The sequence below is a fragment of the Pirellulales bacterium genome, from assembly GCA_019636335.1.
Classification (GTDB): Bacteria; Planctomycetota; Planctomycetia; order Pirellulales; family JAEUIK01; genus JAHBXR01.
Window position 1 is genome coordinate 114,128 of record JAHBXR010000014.1, and the last position, 15,234, is coordinate 129,361.

Annotated in this window: 9 protein-coding genes; 6 read left to right on the top strand and 3 right to left on the bottom strand. The window is 62.7% G+C overall.

From position 1 onward, the window contains the following. Nucleotides 1-7 precede the first annotated feature (7 nt). Nucleotides 8-922, top strand: coding sequence for an ABC transporter ATP-binding protein (locus KF708_15060; protein ID MBX3414008.1), 915 nt, complete (start codon nucleotides 8-10; stop codon nucleotides 920-922). Next, a complete protein-coding gene (locus KF708_15065; protein ID MBX3414009.1) occupies nucleotides 922-1,788 on the top strand; it encodes an ABC transporter permease subunit in 867 nt (288 codons plus the stop codon). Before KF708_15060 ends, KF708_15065 begins: the two co-directional genes overlap by 1 nt. Before the next feature lie 115 nt (nucleotides 1,789-1,903). Here the strand turns inward: KF708_15065 and KF708_15070 are convergent, their stop codons facing one another. Then, complete coding sequence (locus KF708_15070) at nucleotides 1,904-2,941, bottom strand: exo-alpha-sialidase (GenBank protein MBX3414010.1); 1,038 nt, start codon at nucleotides 2,939-2,941, stop codon at nucleotides 1,904-1,906. A gap of 538 nt (nucleotides 2,942-3,479) precedes the next feature. Between KF708_15070 and KF708_15075 the strand changes: the two genes are divergently transcribed. The 4 genes from KF708_15075 to KF708_15090 all read left to right on the top strand — a co-directional run bounded on the left by KF708_15075 (nucleotide 3,480) and on the right by KF708_15090 (nucleotide 11,193). Next, entirely contained in the window at nucleotides 3,480-7,022 is a 3,543-nt protein-coding gene (locus KF708_15075; GenBank protein MBX3414011.1) for a PSD1 domain-containing protein, read from the top strand. Further along, nucleotides 7,019-8,473 (top strand): DUF1501 domain-containing protein, encoded by a 1,455-nt coding sequence (locus tag KF708_15080; protein ID MBX3414012.1) that lies wholly within the window; start codon nucleotides 7,019-7,021, stop codon nucleotides 8,471-8,473. Before KF708_15075 ends, KF708_15080 begins: the two co-directional genes overlap by 4 nt. Nucleotides 8,474-8,546: 73 nt before the next feature. Next, nucleotides 8,547-9,380, top strand: coding sequence for an aldo/keto reductase (locus KF708_15085; protein ID MBX3414013.1), 834 nt, complete (start codon nucleotides 8,547-8,549; stop codon nucleotides 9,378-9,380). A 292-nt stretch (nucleotides 9,381-9,672) separates the two neighbouring features. Next, nucleotides 9,673-11,193, top strand: coding sequence for a Gfo/Idh/MocA family oxidoreductase (locus KF708_15090; protein MBX3414014.1), 1,521 nt, complete (start codon nucleotides 9,673-9,675; stop codon nucleotides 11,191-11,193). A 451-nt stretch (nucleotides 11,194-11,644) separates the two neighbouring features. Here the strand turns inward: KF708_15090 and KF708_15095 are convergent, their stop codons facing one another. Together KF708_15095 and KF708_15100 are read right to left on the bottom strand one after the other, a co-directional pair. Then, nucleotides 11,645-12,748, bottom strand: coding sequence for an AAA family ATPase (locus tag KF708_15095; protein MBX3414015.1), 1,104 nt, complete (start codon nucleotides 12,746-12,748; stop codon nucleotides 11,645-11,647). 756 nt (nucleotides 12,749-13,504) lie between these two features. Then, nucleotides 13,505-15,148, bottom strand: a complete 1,644-nt coding sequence (locus KF708_15100) for a carboxylesterase family protein (GenBank protein MBX3414016.1) — start codon at nucleotides 15,146-15,148, stop codon at nucleotides 13,505-13,507. Between the last annotated feature and the right edge of the window lie 86 nt (nucleotides 15,149-15,234).

The window sequence follows — 15,234 nt, forward strand, 5'->3', positions numbered from 1 at the left end:
TCGCCCCATGTGGCTCACCTTCGAACACGTCACGAAACTGTACGGCCCGGTGATCGGGGTCAACGACATCTCGTGCCGTATTGGCCCGGGCATTACCGGCCTGTTCGGGGCGAACGGCGCCGGCAAGTCGACCATGATGAAGCTCGCCAGCGGGCAGTTGCGCCCTACCCAGGGCATGGTGCGCATCGGCGATGACCGCGCCTGGACGAGCCGCGCCAAACGCAATCTCGGCTTCAGTCCCGACATCAACAGCTTCTACGAGGAGATGACGGGGCGCGAGTTCATCCTGGCGATGACGCGCCTTTACGGCTACAGCATGAAGGAGGCTCGCCGTCGCACGGAGCAGGCGCTCGAGGACGTCGCCATGACCGATCGTGCCGATCGCCATCTCGGCGGTTGCAGCCACGGCATGCGGCAGCGCATCAAACTTGCCCAGGCCCTGGCGAACGATCCCCAGGTGTTGTTGCTCGACGAGCCGATGACCGGGATCGATCCGGGAGGGCGGCGCGATCTTAGTCGGCTGCTCGTACGACAGGCCGAAGGGGGACGCACCGTGCTCGTCTCGAGCCACATCTTGTCCGAGGTCGAGCAATTGACCGACTCGATCATTATGATCGCTCGCGGCCGCATCATTGCCTCGGGCACTATCGCCGAGATTCGCCGGCTGCTGGAGAACCAGCCCTACACCGTGCAACTGGTGACGCGGGGCAACTCGCGGGCGCTGGCCTCGCGACTGGTCGAGATTCCCGAGGTCGACTCGGTCGAGGTGCGCTTCGAGACCCTCACCGTCCGCACGCGGCATCCACAACAGTTCTTCGGCGTGGTGGGCACGCTCGTCATCGAGCAAGGCATCGAGATCGAGCGGCTCGAAACGCTCGACGCGGGCGCTGACGCGGTGTTCGGTTACCTGGAGCGAGAGTGATGGAAGCATCCCAATCCGCCTTGGCCGCCGGTTCGACCGCGTCGTCCGGTTCGTTTGCCACAGGGCCTGCGGCCGGCGCACGCGAGCCGCTGCGCGTGCTGGCGCTGATCCGCGCGTGGGGTACGTTGACGATGCTCTCGTTTCGTCAGTTGCTCTGGTCGACAAACACGTTGATGGTCCTGTTTCCGCTGATCGGCTGCACGTTGTTTCTTTTGCGCCGGCGGTACGACCAGATCGCCTATCTGCCCCGCGCGATCAATGCCTTCAGCCACGAGTTTGTCATCCTGATCTTCGCGGCGTTCATCGTGCCGATTTGCGCCCTGGCCTACGCGACCACGAGCATCGGCGGCGATCGCGAGAACCGCACGCTCTTGTTCCTGCTCGTGCGCCCCATCCCGCGCTCGCTGGTGTTTTTGGCCAAAATGACCGCCACCCTGCCGCTGGTGTTGGGAATGGTGCTCGGCAGCTTCTATCTCTACTGCCGGCTGGCGGGCGCTGCCGGTGAGCTCGCCTTCGAGCTGTATCTGCCGGCGATCTTTTTTATGACGATCGCCTACATCAGCTTGTTCCATCTCTTTGCCGTCACGTTTCGCCATTCGACGATCGCGGCGCTGACCTACGCGCTGTTCATGGAATTCTTCCTGGGCAATATGCCGGGCATCATCAAGCGTCTGGCCGTGAACTTCTACGGCCGCTCGATCATGTTCAACCTGGGGTTGGAAGAAGGGGTCGATCTGCCCGACCCGCAATGGTTCGAACCGGTTTCGGTAACGACCGGCGCGAATGCGCTGATCTGGATCGCCGTGGGCAGCCTCGCGCTGGCGCTGGCGATCTTCCAGAGGCGCGAGTACCACGATCTGACTTGATCGCCCGCGCCGAACAGGCGTTGGCGATCAAACGCACCTGGCGCGTTGATCCGCGTGCGGTGACGCGCGGCGACGTGCTGGCGATCTACGAGCCGGGCCTGCTAGGCACAGGGGGCTATTGACCCAGCCAGTCCTGCGGCAGCTCGACGAAATAGCCCGTCACGAGATGCTCCTCTTCGGTGATCTCGTAGTCGATGAGCATGAGCTTGTTCTTGCCGAGCGAGACGACGGACGGATAGCCCGCATCGCTGATCGGGGAACCGTCAGGCAGGTACTGCACGGCGGTCAGGCGTCGGTCGAGATCCCAGTTCAACAGTTTGGGATCATCCGTCGTGACGAGCGACAGCGAAACCATACGGCGGTCGGCATAGGCCAAGATGGGCTTGCCATCGACGACGAACAATTGGGCCGGCGCGGGATGGCGCTGGCATTGCACGTTCGTGCGTTCGGCAGAGGACCAAGTCTTGCCCGCGTCCGCGCTCTCGGTACGCCACAAGAAGCCGTCGCGCGTCGAATGATTGTTGCGGTGAATGCCGACGACCCGGCCTGGCGAGACCTCGGCCAGGCTCCACTCGTCGCCGACGTAGCCGTCGGAATCGGCCAAGGGCACGATCTGCCAGGTCTTGCCATTGTCTTCCGAGCGCGCACAGAGGGAACCATTTCCCTGCGCGCGATAGATCGGCAGCAGCAACTCGCCGCTCGAGAGTTTGATCGCCGCGCTGCGCGTGCGGGCATCGATATCGGCCACCATTTGCGGCGCCGACCAGGTGCGGCCGCCGTCCAGCGTGCGGACGATAACAGGCCGCGACACGAGGTCGGCCGTGTAGGTGTTGTAAGAAACCAACCAGTCGTCGTCCGACAACGCGAGGATGGCCGCGTTGCGGTCGTCGACGTCTTTCTGGTCGGCGACCACCTTGGGGGCCGTCCAGGTTTTTCCTTCGTCGGTACTTTCGACGACCAGCACGCGTCCATTGGGGGAGTAACCGTGTTCGTTTCCCTCACGGAAAGTGGCCACCAGCTTGCCGGCGGGGGTGCGCGCAATCCAGGGCCAACCGGGATAGCTTCCCTGATAGAGCGTGACGTCGGGCTGGCTCTTCGGCGCGATCTCGTTCGCGACGCTCGTACCCCCTGCTACCAGCAGAACGGCGAGCATCAACAACAAAACGACTCTTAGTCCACCCAGACGCCCATCCGTGACTCGTCTTCTCGTCTTGCCTGGCATATCACGGCTCCCGCTCGTGGAGAGGTTTTCGCTCAAATTCTACGAGACAAACACGCCGGAGCGCGGGCAACTTGGGGGCGAAATCGGCCCCGTTCGGCCTCTTGACGCCCGCTGATGCTACATCGATCCGATCGTACTGGCTGGCGCGAGCTGAGCCAACCTGAAGTTGCAACTCGCTGGCCGAAAATGCCGAGAAATCTCTCCCTTCTCGCGTGGCGTCGAGAGTGTCGAGACTGGTGCCCGTGGGTCAAATACTCGGCAGGCCCCGCAGGGGTGGTTAAACTGAGGGTTCCTGCCCAAGTTGCCCCACCGACTGGCTGCCGAGGGGGCGCGATATCCCCCGAGCAGAATCTCGGCCTGCGAGGAGTTGTGCATGCATTGTGATGTTCGCCGATGGCCGTTCACTGCGCACGATTTGCGGCACACGTGGTGTGCGCTCGTCGCCGTTGCCGCGATGGGAATGCATGGCATGTTGCCCCTTTGCGCGGCCGAGCTCGACGACAACCGCGATGTCCGGCCGATTCTGGCGAACCATTGCTTCAAGTGCCATGGTCCCGACGACGCGACGCGCGAATCGGGACTGCGGCTCGACGAGCGTCAATCTGCCACGGGCCAAGATACCGCCTCGGGTCAGCCGGCCATCGTGCCCGGTTCACCCGACGAGAGTGAGCTGATCCGACGTATCGTCTCGGACGATGCCAGCGAGCTCATGCCCCCTCCCGCGGCGAACAAGGCGCTGTCGGACGAGAAAAAGGAAGTCTTGCGCCGCTGGATTGCCGAGGGGGCCATCTATCGGACGCATTGGGCCTTCGTGCCGCCGGTCGAGCCCTCGCTCCCTCAGGTCAAGCTCGCCAACTGGCCACGCAATCCCATCGACCTGTTCGTGCTCGCACGACTCGAGGCCGAGGGGCTGAGGCCCTCGCCCGAGGCCGACCGTTACACGCTGGTGCGACGAGCGTATCTCGATCTCATCGGACTTCCTCCGACGGTCGAGGAGGCGGACGCATTCGTGTTCGATTCGTCCCCCGACGCCTACGAGAAGCTCGTCGATCGCCTGCTGGCGTCGCCCCACTACGGCGAACGCTGGGCGCGACTCTGGCTCGACCTGGCGCGCTATGCCGATACGAACGGCTACGAGAAGGACCGGCCCCGTTCGATCTGGCCTTATCGCGATTGGGTCATCAAGGCGCTCAATGCCGACATGCCCTTCGACCAGTTCACCATCGAGCAGCTTGCCGGCGACATGCTCCCCGATGCGACTCTCGAGCAACGCATCGCCACCGGCTTTCATCGCAACACGATGTTGAATGAGGAAGGGGGCATTGATCCGCTCGAGTTTCGTTTCCATGCGATGGTCGATCGAGTCGCGACCACCGGTACGGTCTGGTTGGGGCTCACCACCGGTTGCGCGCAATGCCACACGCATAAGTTCGATCCGATCACGCACAAGGATTACTACCGGCTGATGGCGTTCCTCGACAACGCCTACGAACCGGAACTCGATGTGCCGACCGAGGCACAGGCCGCGCGACGACGCGAGATCGAACGGGAGATCGCTACGCTCACGGCCAGCCTGCCCGAGCGCTTTCCACCGGCGGGCGAGGTCGAATGGTCGTACGTTCGCCCAACCGAAATGAAGACGAAGTCCGGCGCCACGGCCGAATTGCTCGACGACAGTTCGATGCGATTCTCGGGCAAGCTCCCGGCCGAGGATGTCTACACCCTCTCGTTCGAGACGCCGCTGGATCGGGTGGCAGCGCTGCGGATCGAGGTTTTGCCGGACGACAGCCTGCCGCATCGTGGGCCCGGCCGTGCCGAGAACGGCAATTTCGTCCTCTCCGAGGTGGCCCTGAACGTGCCGAGCGAAGGAGAAAACGGCGCTACTCGATCGATCCCGCTTGTTTGGGCCGAAGTCGATTTCGCACAGGGGGGCTTTCCGGCGGAGAAGATGCTCGACGGCGATGGCAAGACGGGTTGGGCGATCGATGGTCCCGGCGATTGGCATGTCGCACGGACGGCCCGCTTGATGCTCGACGAGCCGCTGCCGGCCGAGGATGCTCCCACGCGTTGGACGTTGCGACTCGATCAACTTTACGGGGGGCAGCACCTGATCGGGCGGTTGCGCGTCAGCGTGGGCAAGTATCAGCCAGACGGCCCCACGTTGGCCGAGCGGCGCATCCAGCATCGTGAGGCCAAGTATCAGGCCTGGCTTGCCGCGCAATCGGCTCGTGCGGTGCGCTGGACTACGCTGCGTCCGATCGAAGCGACGTCGAATCTGCCGCGGCTTACCGTGCAAGAGGATGATTCGGTCTTCTCGAGTGGCGATCAAACCAAGAGCGACATGTACCGTCTGGCGTTCGTCGACCTACCGCCGCGCGTCACCGCCGTGCGACTCGAGACACTGACGGACGAGCGTCTGCCGAAGAACGGCCCGGGCCGCGTCTATTACGAAGGCCCGTTCGGCGACTTCTTCTTGAGTGAGTTCAGCATTACGGCTGACGGCAGTCCGGTGAAAATTGCCAGTGCCACGCAAACGTTCGCGTCGGGCAGTTTCAACGCGGCGGCCGCCATCGACGGCGATCAGCAGAGTGGCTGGTCGATCAACGGCGGCCAAGGGCGCGCCCAGGCGGCGGTTTTCACGTTGGCGCAACCGCTCGAAGGGGCGAAGGCCCTCGACGTGAGTCTCTTGTGCGAGAAGTATTATTCGGCTGGCATCGGCAGGTTCCGTATCTCGGTCACCGATGATTCGCGCCCGGTCGAGGCGAATCCGCTGCCGGCGGCGCTCGAGGCGGCGTTGCTCGAGCCGGAGTCGGAGCGCACCCCGGAAGCACGTGCCGGTCTGCTGGCCGAATTCGCGGCCACCGCGCCGGAATTGGCCCTTGCGCGACGGGAGATCGACCGCCTGCGCCAGCAACTGCCCGTTTACGCGACGACACTGGTAATGTCGGAGCGCCCGGCCGACGAGCCACGTCCGACCCATTTGCACCATCGTGGCGAATACCAACAACCGACCGAGCTCGTATCGGCCGAGTTGCCGGCCATCTTCGAGCCCCTACCAGCCGATGTACCGCACGATCGCTTGTCGTTGGCGCGGTGGCTGGTCGGCCCCGACAATCCCCTCACGGCGCGCGTCACGGTGAATCGCCAATGGGCGGCGCTCTTTGGCCGTGGGCTCGTTCGCACGACCGAGGATTTCGGCCATCAAGGAGATCCGCCATCGCACCCGGAGCTGCTCGATTGGCTCGCCATCGAACTGGTGCGCGGTGGCTGGTCGATGAAGTCGCTCCATCGTCTGATGGTGACCAGTGCTACCTACCGGCAAGATGCGAGCGCCTTGCCCGCGCTTCTTGCTCGCGATCCCGAGAATCGTCTGCTGGCGCGCGGTCCGCGCCGCCGGCTCGAGGCCGAACAATTGCGCGATACGGCGCTGCGCGTCGCGGGACTGCTCTCGCCGAAGATGTTTGGTCCCAGCGTCTTTCCGCCGCAGCCAGCAGGCGTCACGACGGAAGGCGCCTATGGCCAACTCGCGTGGAAGACCAGCGAAGGCGAAGATCGCTACCGGCGTGGACTGTATACCTACATGAAGCGCACCGCGCCATTCGCCATGTCGCTGACGTTCGACGGGCCTAGCGGCGAGGCCTGCGTCGCTCGCCGCGAGTCGTCGAATACGCCCCTGCAGGCCCTGACTCTGCTGAACGATGTGGTCTTTGTCGAGTCAGCGCAGGTCATGGGGCGCGAGCTGGCTGCCCGTAACCAGGCGACACCGGGCGAGCGGGTGCAAGAGCTCTTCCGCCGCTATCTCACGCGGCCGCCGCAGAACGAGGAACGGGATCTGTTGGTGGCTTACTATACCGATCAGCGAGCGCGCCTGGCGGCGGGCGAAGTGAGCGCGGCCCGCATCGTCGGCGCCGACGAGAAAGAAGCGACGAGTGACGAAACCATCGAACGCGCCGCGTGGACCCTGGTGGCCCGCGCGGTCATGAACCTGGACGAAGCGATCAGCACGCCATGAGCAGCTTTCCTTCCCGCGCATCACAAGTGCCCCACGTTTCGCGGCGTTATTTCCTGCGCGAGTGCGGCGTCGGTCTCGGCAAGGTGGCGCTCGCGTCGCTGCTGACCGGCGGCGCTTCGCACGCGATGGCGGCCACGCCGGCGATGGACGGCATCGGCTTTGCGCCTCGCCCCCCCCATTTTGTCCCCAAGGCGAAGGCGGTGATTCACCTTTTCATGGCGGGCGCCCCCAGTCAGCTCGACCTGTTCGATTACAAGCCGAAGTTGGCCGAGTACGAAGGTAAGCCCATCCCTCCCGAGGTGATCGGCGGCCAGCGTTACGCCTTCATCCGCTCCGATGCGGCCTGCCTTGGTCCGCAGTTCAAGTTTGCCAAACAGGGCAAGTGCGGGACGGAGATCTCCGAGGCCTTGCCCCACCTGGCGCAGGTCGTCGACGATATCTGTCTCGTCCGCTCTGTCCATACGGACCAGTTCAATCACGCTCCGGCACAGATCTTTTTCAACACGGGCTTTGCCCAGCCGGGCCGCCCCAGTCTCGGATCGTGGGTGCTGTATGGTCTCGGCGCCGAGACGAGCGATCTGCCCGCCTTTGTCGTCATGTCGACCGGCTCGGGCATCAGCGGCGGCAGCGCCAACTGGGCGAGCGGCTTTCTGCCCACGACCTACAACGGCGTGCGCTTCCGCAACCAGGGCGATCCGATTCTGAACGTGTCGAGCCCCGACGGTTTCGACGAACGCATGTCGCGCGATACCTTCGATCTGCTGGGCGAGTTGAATCGCCGCCGGCTGTCGCAGGTGGGCGATCCCGAGATTGCGACGCGGATCGCCGCCTACGAAATGGCTTTTCGCCTGCAATCGTCCGCGCCCGAACTCATGGATCTCAAGAGCGAAGGACGCGAAACGCTCGAGTTGTACGGCGCCGATCCCGACAAGCCCTCCTTCGCCCGGGCCTGCCTGCTGGCGCGGCGCATGGTGGAGCGCGGCGTGCGGTTCATCAACATCTACAACGAAGGCTGGGACGCCCACAGCGACGTCATCGGCAATCACAAGAACAATTGCGCCGCCACCGATCGCGCCGCGGCGGCGCTCGTGACCGATCTCAAGCGGCGCGGGCTGCTCGACGAGACGCTCATCATCTGGGGAGGCGAATTCGGCCGCACGCCGATGGTCGAGAGCAATCGCCAGTTGGGGCGCAGCCTCGGACGCGATCATCATCCGCAGGCCTATTCGATGTGGCTGGCCGGCGGTGGCATTCGCCCCGGCATGACCTATGGCATGACCGACGATCTCGGCTTCCACGTGGCCGAAAATCCCGTCCACATTCACGATCTCCAGGCCACGATTCTGCATCAATTGGGGCTCGATCACGAGCGGCTGACCTATCGTCATGCCGGCCGCGACTTCCGCCTCACCGATGTCCATGGCCGCGTGGTGCGCGAATTGCTCTCGTAATGCTGGGGTGGGTGGGGCACATCGCGAGGCGATGGTGAAGCGGGCCCCGCATGGAACTCTGAGGTACGACGCGATGAAAACCGTGGCGCTTCCCTCCGGCGAGCACGTGCCGGCCTTGGGATTGGGAACCTGGCGCGTCGGCGATCGCGACTCCGATCGTGCCGAGGAAATCGCCACGCTCCGGCTCGCGCTCGAGCTGGGGGCGTCGTTGATCGATACGGCCGAGATGTATGGCGAAGGCCGGGCCGAGGAAGTCATCGCCGAGGCGATCGCCGATCGCCGCGACGAGGCCTTTCTCGTCAGCAAGGTCTATCCTCACAATGCCACGCGCCAGGGGGCCATCGCCGCCTGCGAACGAAGTTTGCAACGCCTGCGCACCGATCGGCTCGACCTCTACCTGCTGCACTGGCGCGGCAGCGTCCCCTTGGTCGAAACGTTAGACGCTTTCACCAAGCTGCAGCAGTCGGGCAAGATTCGCTACTTCGGCGTCAGCAACTTCGATCTCGCCGACATGCAGGAGTGGTGGTCGCTGGCCGGCGGCTCCACGGTGGCCACGAACCAGGTGCTCTACAATCTCACACGCCGCGGCATCGAAGGCGATCTCTTACCCTGGCAGCGCGAGCATAGCCTGCCGCTGATGGCCTACTCGCCCATCGAGCAAGGCCGTCTCGCGAAGAACAAAAAGCTCACCACCTTCGCCAACAAACACGGACTCACCACGACGCAAGCAGCACTCGCCTGGCTCCTCGCGCACGACGACATCATGGTCATTCCCAAAACGAGCCACCCCGAGCGCCTGCGCGAAAATCTCGCGGCCCTCGAACTCCCCCTCTCCCCCGAACAACAAGCCGAGCTCGACGAACTCTTCCCGCCCCCCACCGGCCCGCAACCGCTCGAGATGCTCTAAAGCTCGGCTCGCGTGTCGCTTCAACTAAAGAACACTAATCGGCACTAATTCCCACTAATCAGTCATTAGTGTGGATTAGTGCCGATTAGCGTTCCCCCCCACTCGGTCAGAAACGGAAGTGATCCACAGATTACGCAGCTGGACACAGATTGACGCGAAACCCTTTCGGATTATTAGTGTTCATTAGTGGCCATTAGCGTTCCTTTGCCGAAGACTCCAGACACGGGCAATCCTTACGATCGCCACAGCTTTCCCCGGCAAAAACTTGCACTTTTTCAGCCCAGCGGCGACAATGCCTAGCTGGTGGGGGAGACACCATACCCAGAGCTTACGCTCCGCTCGGCACGCGACCGCACCCGAGCGCTTGTGCCACCGTCCGCTCCGCGCGCGGCTTGCCTGGCACAAAACATCCCTATCGGTACCAAGGAGAATTCGAGTGACCAAGGCTCACGAATCGAGCGTCACGCGTCGCGATGTTTTGAAGACCTCCGGCACGTTGGCGGCCGTCACGACGTTGGCCGGCCTCGCGGTGCCCAAGGTACACGCCGCCGAAAACAACACCATCCAGGTCGCGCTGGTCGGGTGCGGCGGTCGCGGCACCGGCGCCGCGATGAACGCCCTCTCGACCCAACAAGGTCCCGTCAAGCTCGTGGCCATGGCCGACGTCTTCCAGGATCGGCTGAGCAACAGCTACGAGCAGTTGAGCAAGGAGAAGCCCGACCTGGTCGACGTGCCCGAGGATCGCCGTTTCATCGGCTTCGACAGCTACCAGCGCGCCATGGACTGCCTGAACCCGGGCGATGTGGTGATCTTTGCCACGCCTCCCGCCTTCCGTTGGGTTCACTTCGGCCACGCCATCGACAAGAACCTGCACGTCTTCATGGAAAAGCCGACCACGGTCGACGGTCCCACCACCCGCCGCATGATCGATCTGGCCAAGAAGTCGGTCGAAAAGAATCTCAAGGTCGGCGTGGGCCTGATGTGCCGCCACTGCAACGCGCGACAAGAGCTCCACGATCGCATCCAGAACGGAGAGATCGGCGACATCGTGCTGTTGCGTGCCTACCGGCAATTGGGTCCCACCGGTTTCGCCTTCGCGGGCCAGAAGCCGGCCGAGCAGTCGGAGCTCGAATATCAGATTCGCAACTTCCACGCCTTCCTCTGGGCCAGCGGCGGCGCGTTCAGCGACTTCCTGATCCACAACATCGACGAATCGTGCTGGATGAAAGAGGCCTGGCCCGTCGAGGCGAAGGCCTCGGGCGGACGCCATTTCCGCGGCGATAACGTCGATCAGAACTTCGACACCTACGCGGTCGAGTACACGTTCGACGACGGCTCGAAGATGTTCCTCGAGGGACGCACGATGACCGGCTGTGCGCAGGAGTTCGCCAGCTACGCCCACGGCAGCAAGGGTGCCGCGGTGATTTCGACCTCGTCGCACGCGCCGGCCCGCTGCCGCATCTACAAGGATCAGCGCATCAAGAAGGGGGACATCGTGTGGCGCTACGGCCAGTCCGAGCCGAGCCCCTACCAGTTGGAGTGGGATCACCTGATGGCGGCGATCCGTTCGGACACGCCCTACAACGAAGCCCAGCGCGGCGCCGAGGCCAGCCTCGTCACGTCGATGGGACGCATGGCCGCCCACACGGGCCAGATCATCACCTACGACAAGATCCTGAGCTCCGACCACGAGTTCGCCCCGGATGTCGACAAACTAACCATCGGCGGCGCCGCACCGTTGGTAGCCGACGCTGAAGGCAAATACCCCATCCCGCAACCCGGCATCACCACCGACCGCGAATACTTCACCTAGTAGTCCCCGAGCGACGAATCACAGACATCGACATGCCTGCTGCCAATCAAGTGGCACAGGCTGCCAGCCTGTGTGTGGGGAAACAAACCCGACGGATTCGAGTGGCACTGCCCGCTCCCCCAACAGTGTGTTGAAACCACACCGACCGCCACCCGAAATCCAACCGTTGACGCAGCAAGAATCGCGAAACGCTCGCAAAATTACGGAACGAAAACAAAAAAACGCCTCGTCGGTCACAAGATCGGCGAGGCGTTTTTTTGGATCGCTGCGCTGTTCTGTTCAAGCGGCGCTGCACAGCGTGGGGAAAGTCGCGGGGGCCGATCGAACCGGCCTTCCGTCGCGAGCGGCGAAATGGGGCGAACGCGTGTCCCAGAAGCTGAACCTCGACCACACGATCCGTCCCCGCGGCCGACCTTGCAAAAAAAGTTCTGCCCCTTTCCTCTTCCCTGGCTCAGCCGTTCTGGACATCGTCGAGTTCGCCGCTTGCAATTACGGTTGCGCCATTCCGTTTCTCGAGCCTGATAACTTGAGCCGCAGCATAACGCTGCAACAGAGTTGCCAAAGCCCGTGAGTGGGTCGTAATCCAGACTTGCGAATTTCTTCCCGCTTGTGAAATCAATCGCGCCAACGGTTCATAAAGTTTCGGGTGCAAATTGGCATCGGGCTCGTTAATCGCGAGCAAAGCCGGAGGCCTGGGGCTCAGAAGAGCCGCAGCGAGGCACAAATACTTAAGTGTTCCATCGGAAAGCTCGCTACCCCGAAAGGCACGGCGAAATTCCGGCATTGCAAGGGCAATTTCCATGCCCCCGTTAGATGATTCAATTTCGACGCTGCCGCCGGGAAATGCATCGGAAACCGCAGCATTAAGAACGTCGCCCTCGCCAATCTCAAGAATTGTTTGTAGCGCTGCTGCCAGGTCCGTCCCGTCATGACTCAGGACAGGCGTTTGCACTCCGATTTGAGGACGACGCAAGGGCGATTCAAAGTCAGTCCGGAATTGGTGATAAAACCGCCAGCCCAGCAGCACGCTTCGCAGGGCTGATAATTCCGGATAGCGATGCGGCTCTCGAAGTTCCGACAAGATCGATTCGGCATCGGATAAATCAAGAGGAAACTTTACGGCGCGCCCCGTCTCGTCGCGAAGCTGTGCAGAGCCATTTTCGCGTCGAAAGACGCTCGTCTTGCGATCGCCGTCGTGGAACCATAATTCCTCGCTCCGAATCAGCGGATCGAGGTGGAATGCCGACTTACTAGGCATTGGCAAGCCGCAGGCAAAGTGGTACGACCATTGATCGAATTCGACTTCAATGGTAATTCGTTTTGAAACCCCTTTGATTTGTTCGCCGGCCCAAAGCGCACTTGCCATGCCACCCTCGTTTGCCAGCGTGCGAGCAAATCGTCCTTCGGCGGCCGCTGCCAGGAGATACAACGAACGGTACAGATTGGATTTGCCGCATCCGTTTGCTCCCTCTAGCACATTCACTGGCCCAAGCCGTAATTGCACTCGTTGGATTGAGCGGTAACCTCGCACTTGAAGTGAACGGATCGGCATCATGGAGAACGTCTGGAAAATCAGAAATCAGGAAGGGGTCAGAACTGCTCTGTCTCGCAGAAGCTGCTCACTACCATGGTGCGCTTGGCGCAACTCCAAGGAAGGTTGCCGAAGCGAGTGTCGCTGACGGCGCTTGATGGCACGGGCTACGATGCCGAGCACACCCACCTCTTTGCCCGTGAAACGCGCGGGGTGCGCAGCTTGATTCCGGCACTCATCGGTCGACGTACCAGTAAGCCACCTAGCAACTACTGGCGACGATAAATGCGAGGCCGACTGCATCGGACGCGCTACTCGCAGCGCTGGCAGGTCGAAACCGTCCACAGCATGCTCAAACGGCTCCTCGAATCCGCGTTGCGGGTCCGCAGCGTGCAGCAAAATCATGTTGCGAGCACTCACCCTCAACGTCATGATTCTCAGATGTACGTGAGTTTTCTACAGAGCAGTTCCGCCCCCTTTTGAGTGATGAATAAGAATTAGTGCAAATCAGTGTTCCTTGGTTTTGGCTTTGTCTACTCTGCCGAGTCGAACACTCGTAAAGAACACTAACCGGCACTAATTCCCACTGATCGATTCGCCCCCGCGGCCGACCCCCGCAACAAATAGTTCTGACCCGTTATTGCCCCCGTTATTGCCCCGCTGACCCGTTATTGCCCCGCTGACCCGTTATTGCCCCGCCTCGCGAACAAAGATCTGAGCAATCTGCGAAATCTGTGGATGAATAAATTCGGTGGATGAACTGCAACGGGAGCAGAAAGGCTACTTCCCGGCGTCCGCCCCTTCGGCACGCCAGGCGTCCATGAACTGGTCGATCAAGTCGAGCTTCGGCTTGCGGTAGTTTGTCGTCACCTCGATCTTCTCGGCAATCTGCAGGCACTTGTCCTGGGCCGGATCGTAGGTGGGCCACTCGGGCAGGCCTTCGCGATTCGGGTTGCCCGTGGCGGCGAACTGCGTCCAGTAGCCGACCATCGCGTCGCGGATCGCCTTGTCGACCGCCGTGTGGCCGGGCGTGAGCTCCAGGTTGTCGAGCGCGTAGGGGAGTTCCGCGCCATGGTGCGCGCCGAGCATTTTTCCGGTCGGGCCCGCGGCCGGGTGCGCGAAGTGATAGAGGTAGACCGGCTGCTTGTCGTTGGCCACGCTCCGGGCCACGAAGCGCGCCGGCGCGACGAACACGATATCACCCACCAGGTCGGCCACGGCCGTGCGAATCTCCGACGTGGCGGCCACTGGATAGAGCTCGCGAATCTGGGGGCCCAGCACGGCGCCAAAGTTCGATGTCAACGACTGCTCGAGCGCCTCCATGCCCAACGGCAACTTCGACATCAGCGTGAACATCGTCCCTTCATCGCGATTCGCTCCCACGATGACCGGCACGTCGTTCTGGCGACCTTCGGCGAAGAGGAGCATCGGATCATCGGGAATGACCCAGCCATCGACGACCGGGGCCATCCGCAACATGTTGCTGCGGATGTTGAACTCGCGCTGGTCGTCGAGGGCGGGGCTGACCTTGACCAGGTCCTCGGGATTCATCTTGCGCAGCGCCGCGATCTGCCCTGCTCCCTCGGGGGCGCCGCACTTCTTGGCGAATTCGACACCAGCCTCTTCGGCCGACTGGAAGCCATAGTGCGACTTCTTCAGGTGGGTGAAGTTGAGCGTCGGGCCGCTCTCGGCGATGGCGCGATGAAACAGTCCCTCCGCCAGCGGCGACGCCAGCAGCGAGAACACGCTGCCGCCGCCGGCCGATTCGCCGAAGATCGTCACGCGGTTCGGATCGCCGCCGAAGGCCGCGATGTTTCGCTGTACCCAGCGTAATGCTTCGATCTGGTCGAGCAGGCCGTAGTTGCCCGAGACTTTGTATTCCGATTCGGCGCTCAGTTCCGGATGGGCGAGGAAGCCGAGGGGGCCCAGGCGGTAGTTGATGCTCACGACGATCACATCGCCGCGACGGGCGAGATCCTCGGCGTCGTAGAGTCGTTGCGAGGAGGAGCCCATCGTGTATCCGCCGCCGTGGATCCAGACCATCACGGGAAGCGGCTGCTCCGGTTTCTTGGCCGGCGCCCAGACGTTGAGGAACAGACAGTCTTCGCTCAGCGGCGGCGCGAGCGCCATGCCGGGAAACATGCTCAGCATGGGGGTGATTTTCTGCGGCGCCGAGGCCCCATACTCGAAGCACTCGCGCACCTCGCTCCAGGGTTGCACCGGCTGCGGCGCTTTCCAACGCAACTCATCCACCGGCGGCGCGGCGTAGGGAATGCCCCGATAGACGTGTACGTCCTTGTCCTCACCCACGGCCAGGCCTCGGACGGGGCCCGAGTCGAGCTTGAGCGGCTCGGCAATCGGGTCGCGAATTTCGGCCGGCTTCTTCCCCTTGGTCGCAGCCGCGGGCTCATCTTTGGCGGACACCCAGCCTGGGACGTTCAGCGTGATGAACGAAGCAGAAGCTATTAAGCAGAGCGCGAAAGTTAGTCGTCGCACGATAAAGTTCTCGC

What these genes read in the sequence shown, in the direction of transcription:
- KF708_15060 (MBX3414008.1), top strand. Translation starts at nt 8, where the DNA reads ATGTGGCTCACCTTCGAACACGTCACGAAACTGTACGGCCCGGTGATC.
- KF708_15065 (MBX3414009.1), top strand. Translation starts at nt 922, where the DNA reads ATGGAAGCATCCCAATCCGCCTTGGCCGCCGGTTCGACCGCGTCGTCC.
- KF708_15070 (MBX3414010.1), bottom strand. Translation starts at nt 2,941, where the DNA reads ATGCTCGCCGTTCTGCTGGTAGCAGGGGGTACGAGCGTCGCGAACGAG.
- KF708_15075 (MBX3414011.1), top strand. Translation starts at nt 3,480, where the DNA reads ATGTTGCCCCTTTGCGCGGCCGAGCTCGACGACAACCGCGATGTCCGG.
- KF708_15080 (MBX3414012.1), top strand. Translation starts at nt 7,019, where the DNA reads ATGAGCAGCTTTCCTTCCCGCGCATCACAAGTGCCCCACGTTTCGCGG.
- KF708_15085 (MBX3414013.1), top strand. Translation starts at nt 8,547, where the DNA reads ATGAAAACCGTGGCGCTTCCCTCCGGCGAGCACGTGCCGGCCTTGGGA.
- KF708_15090 (MBX3414014.1), top strand. Translation starts at nt 9,673, where the DNA reads ATGCCTAGCTGGTGGGGGAGACACCATACCCAGAGCTTACGCTCCGCT.
- KF708_15095 (MBX3414015.1), bottom strand. Translation starts at nt 12,748, where the DNA reads ATGATGCCGATCCGTTCACTTCAAGTGCGAGGTTACCGCTCAATCCAA.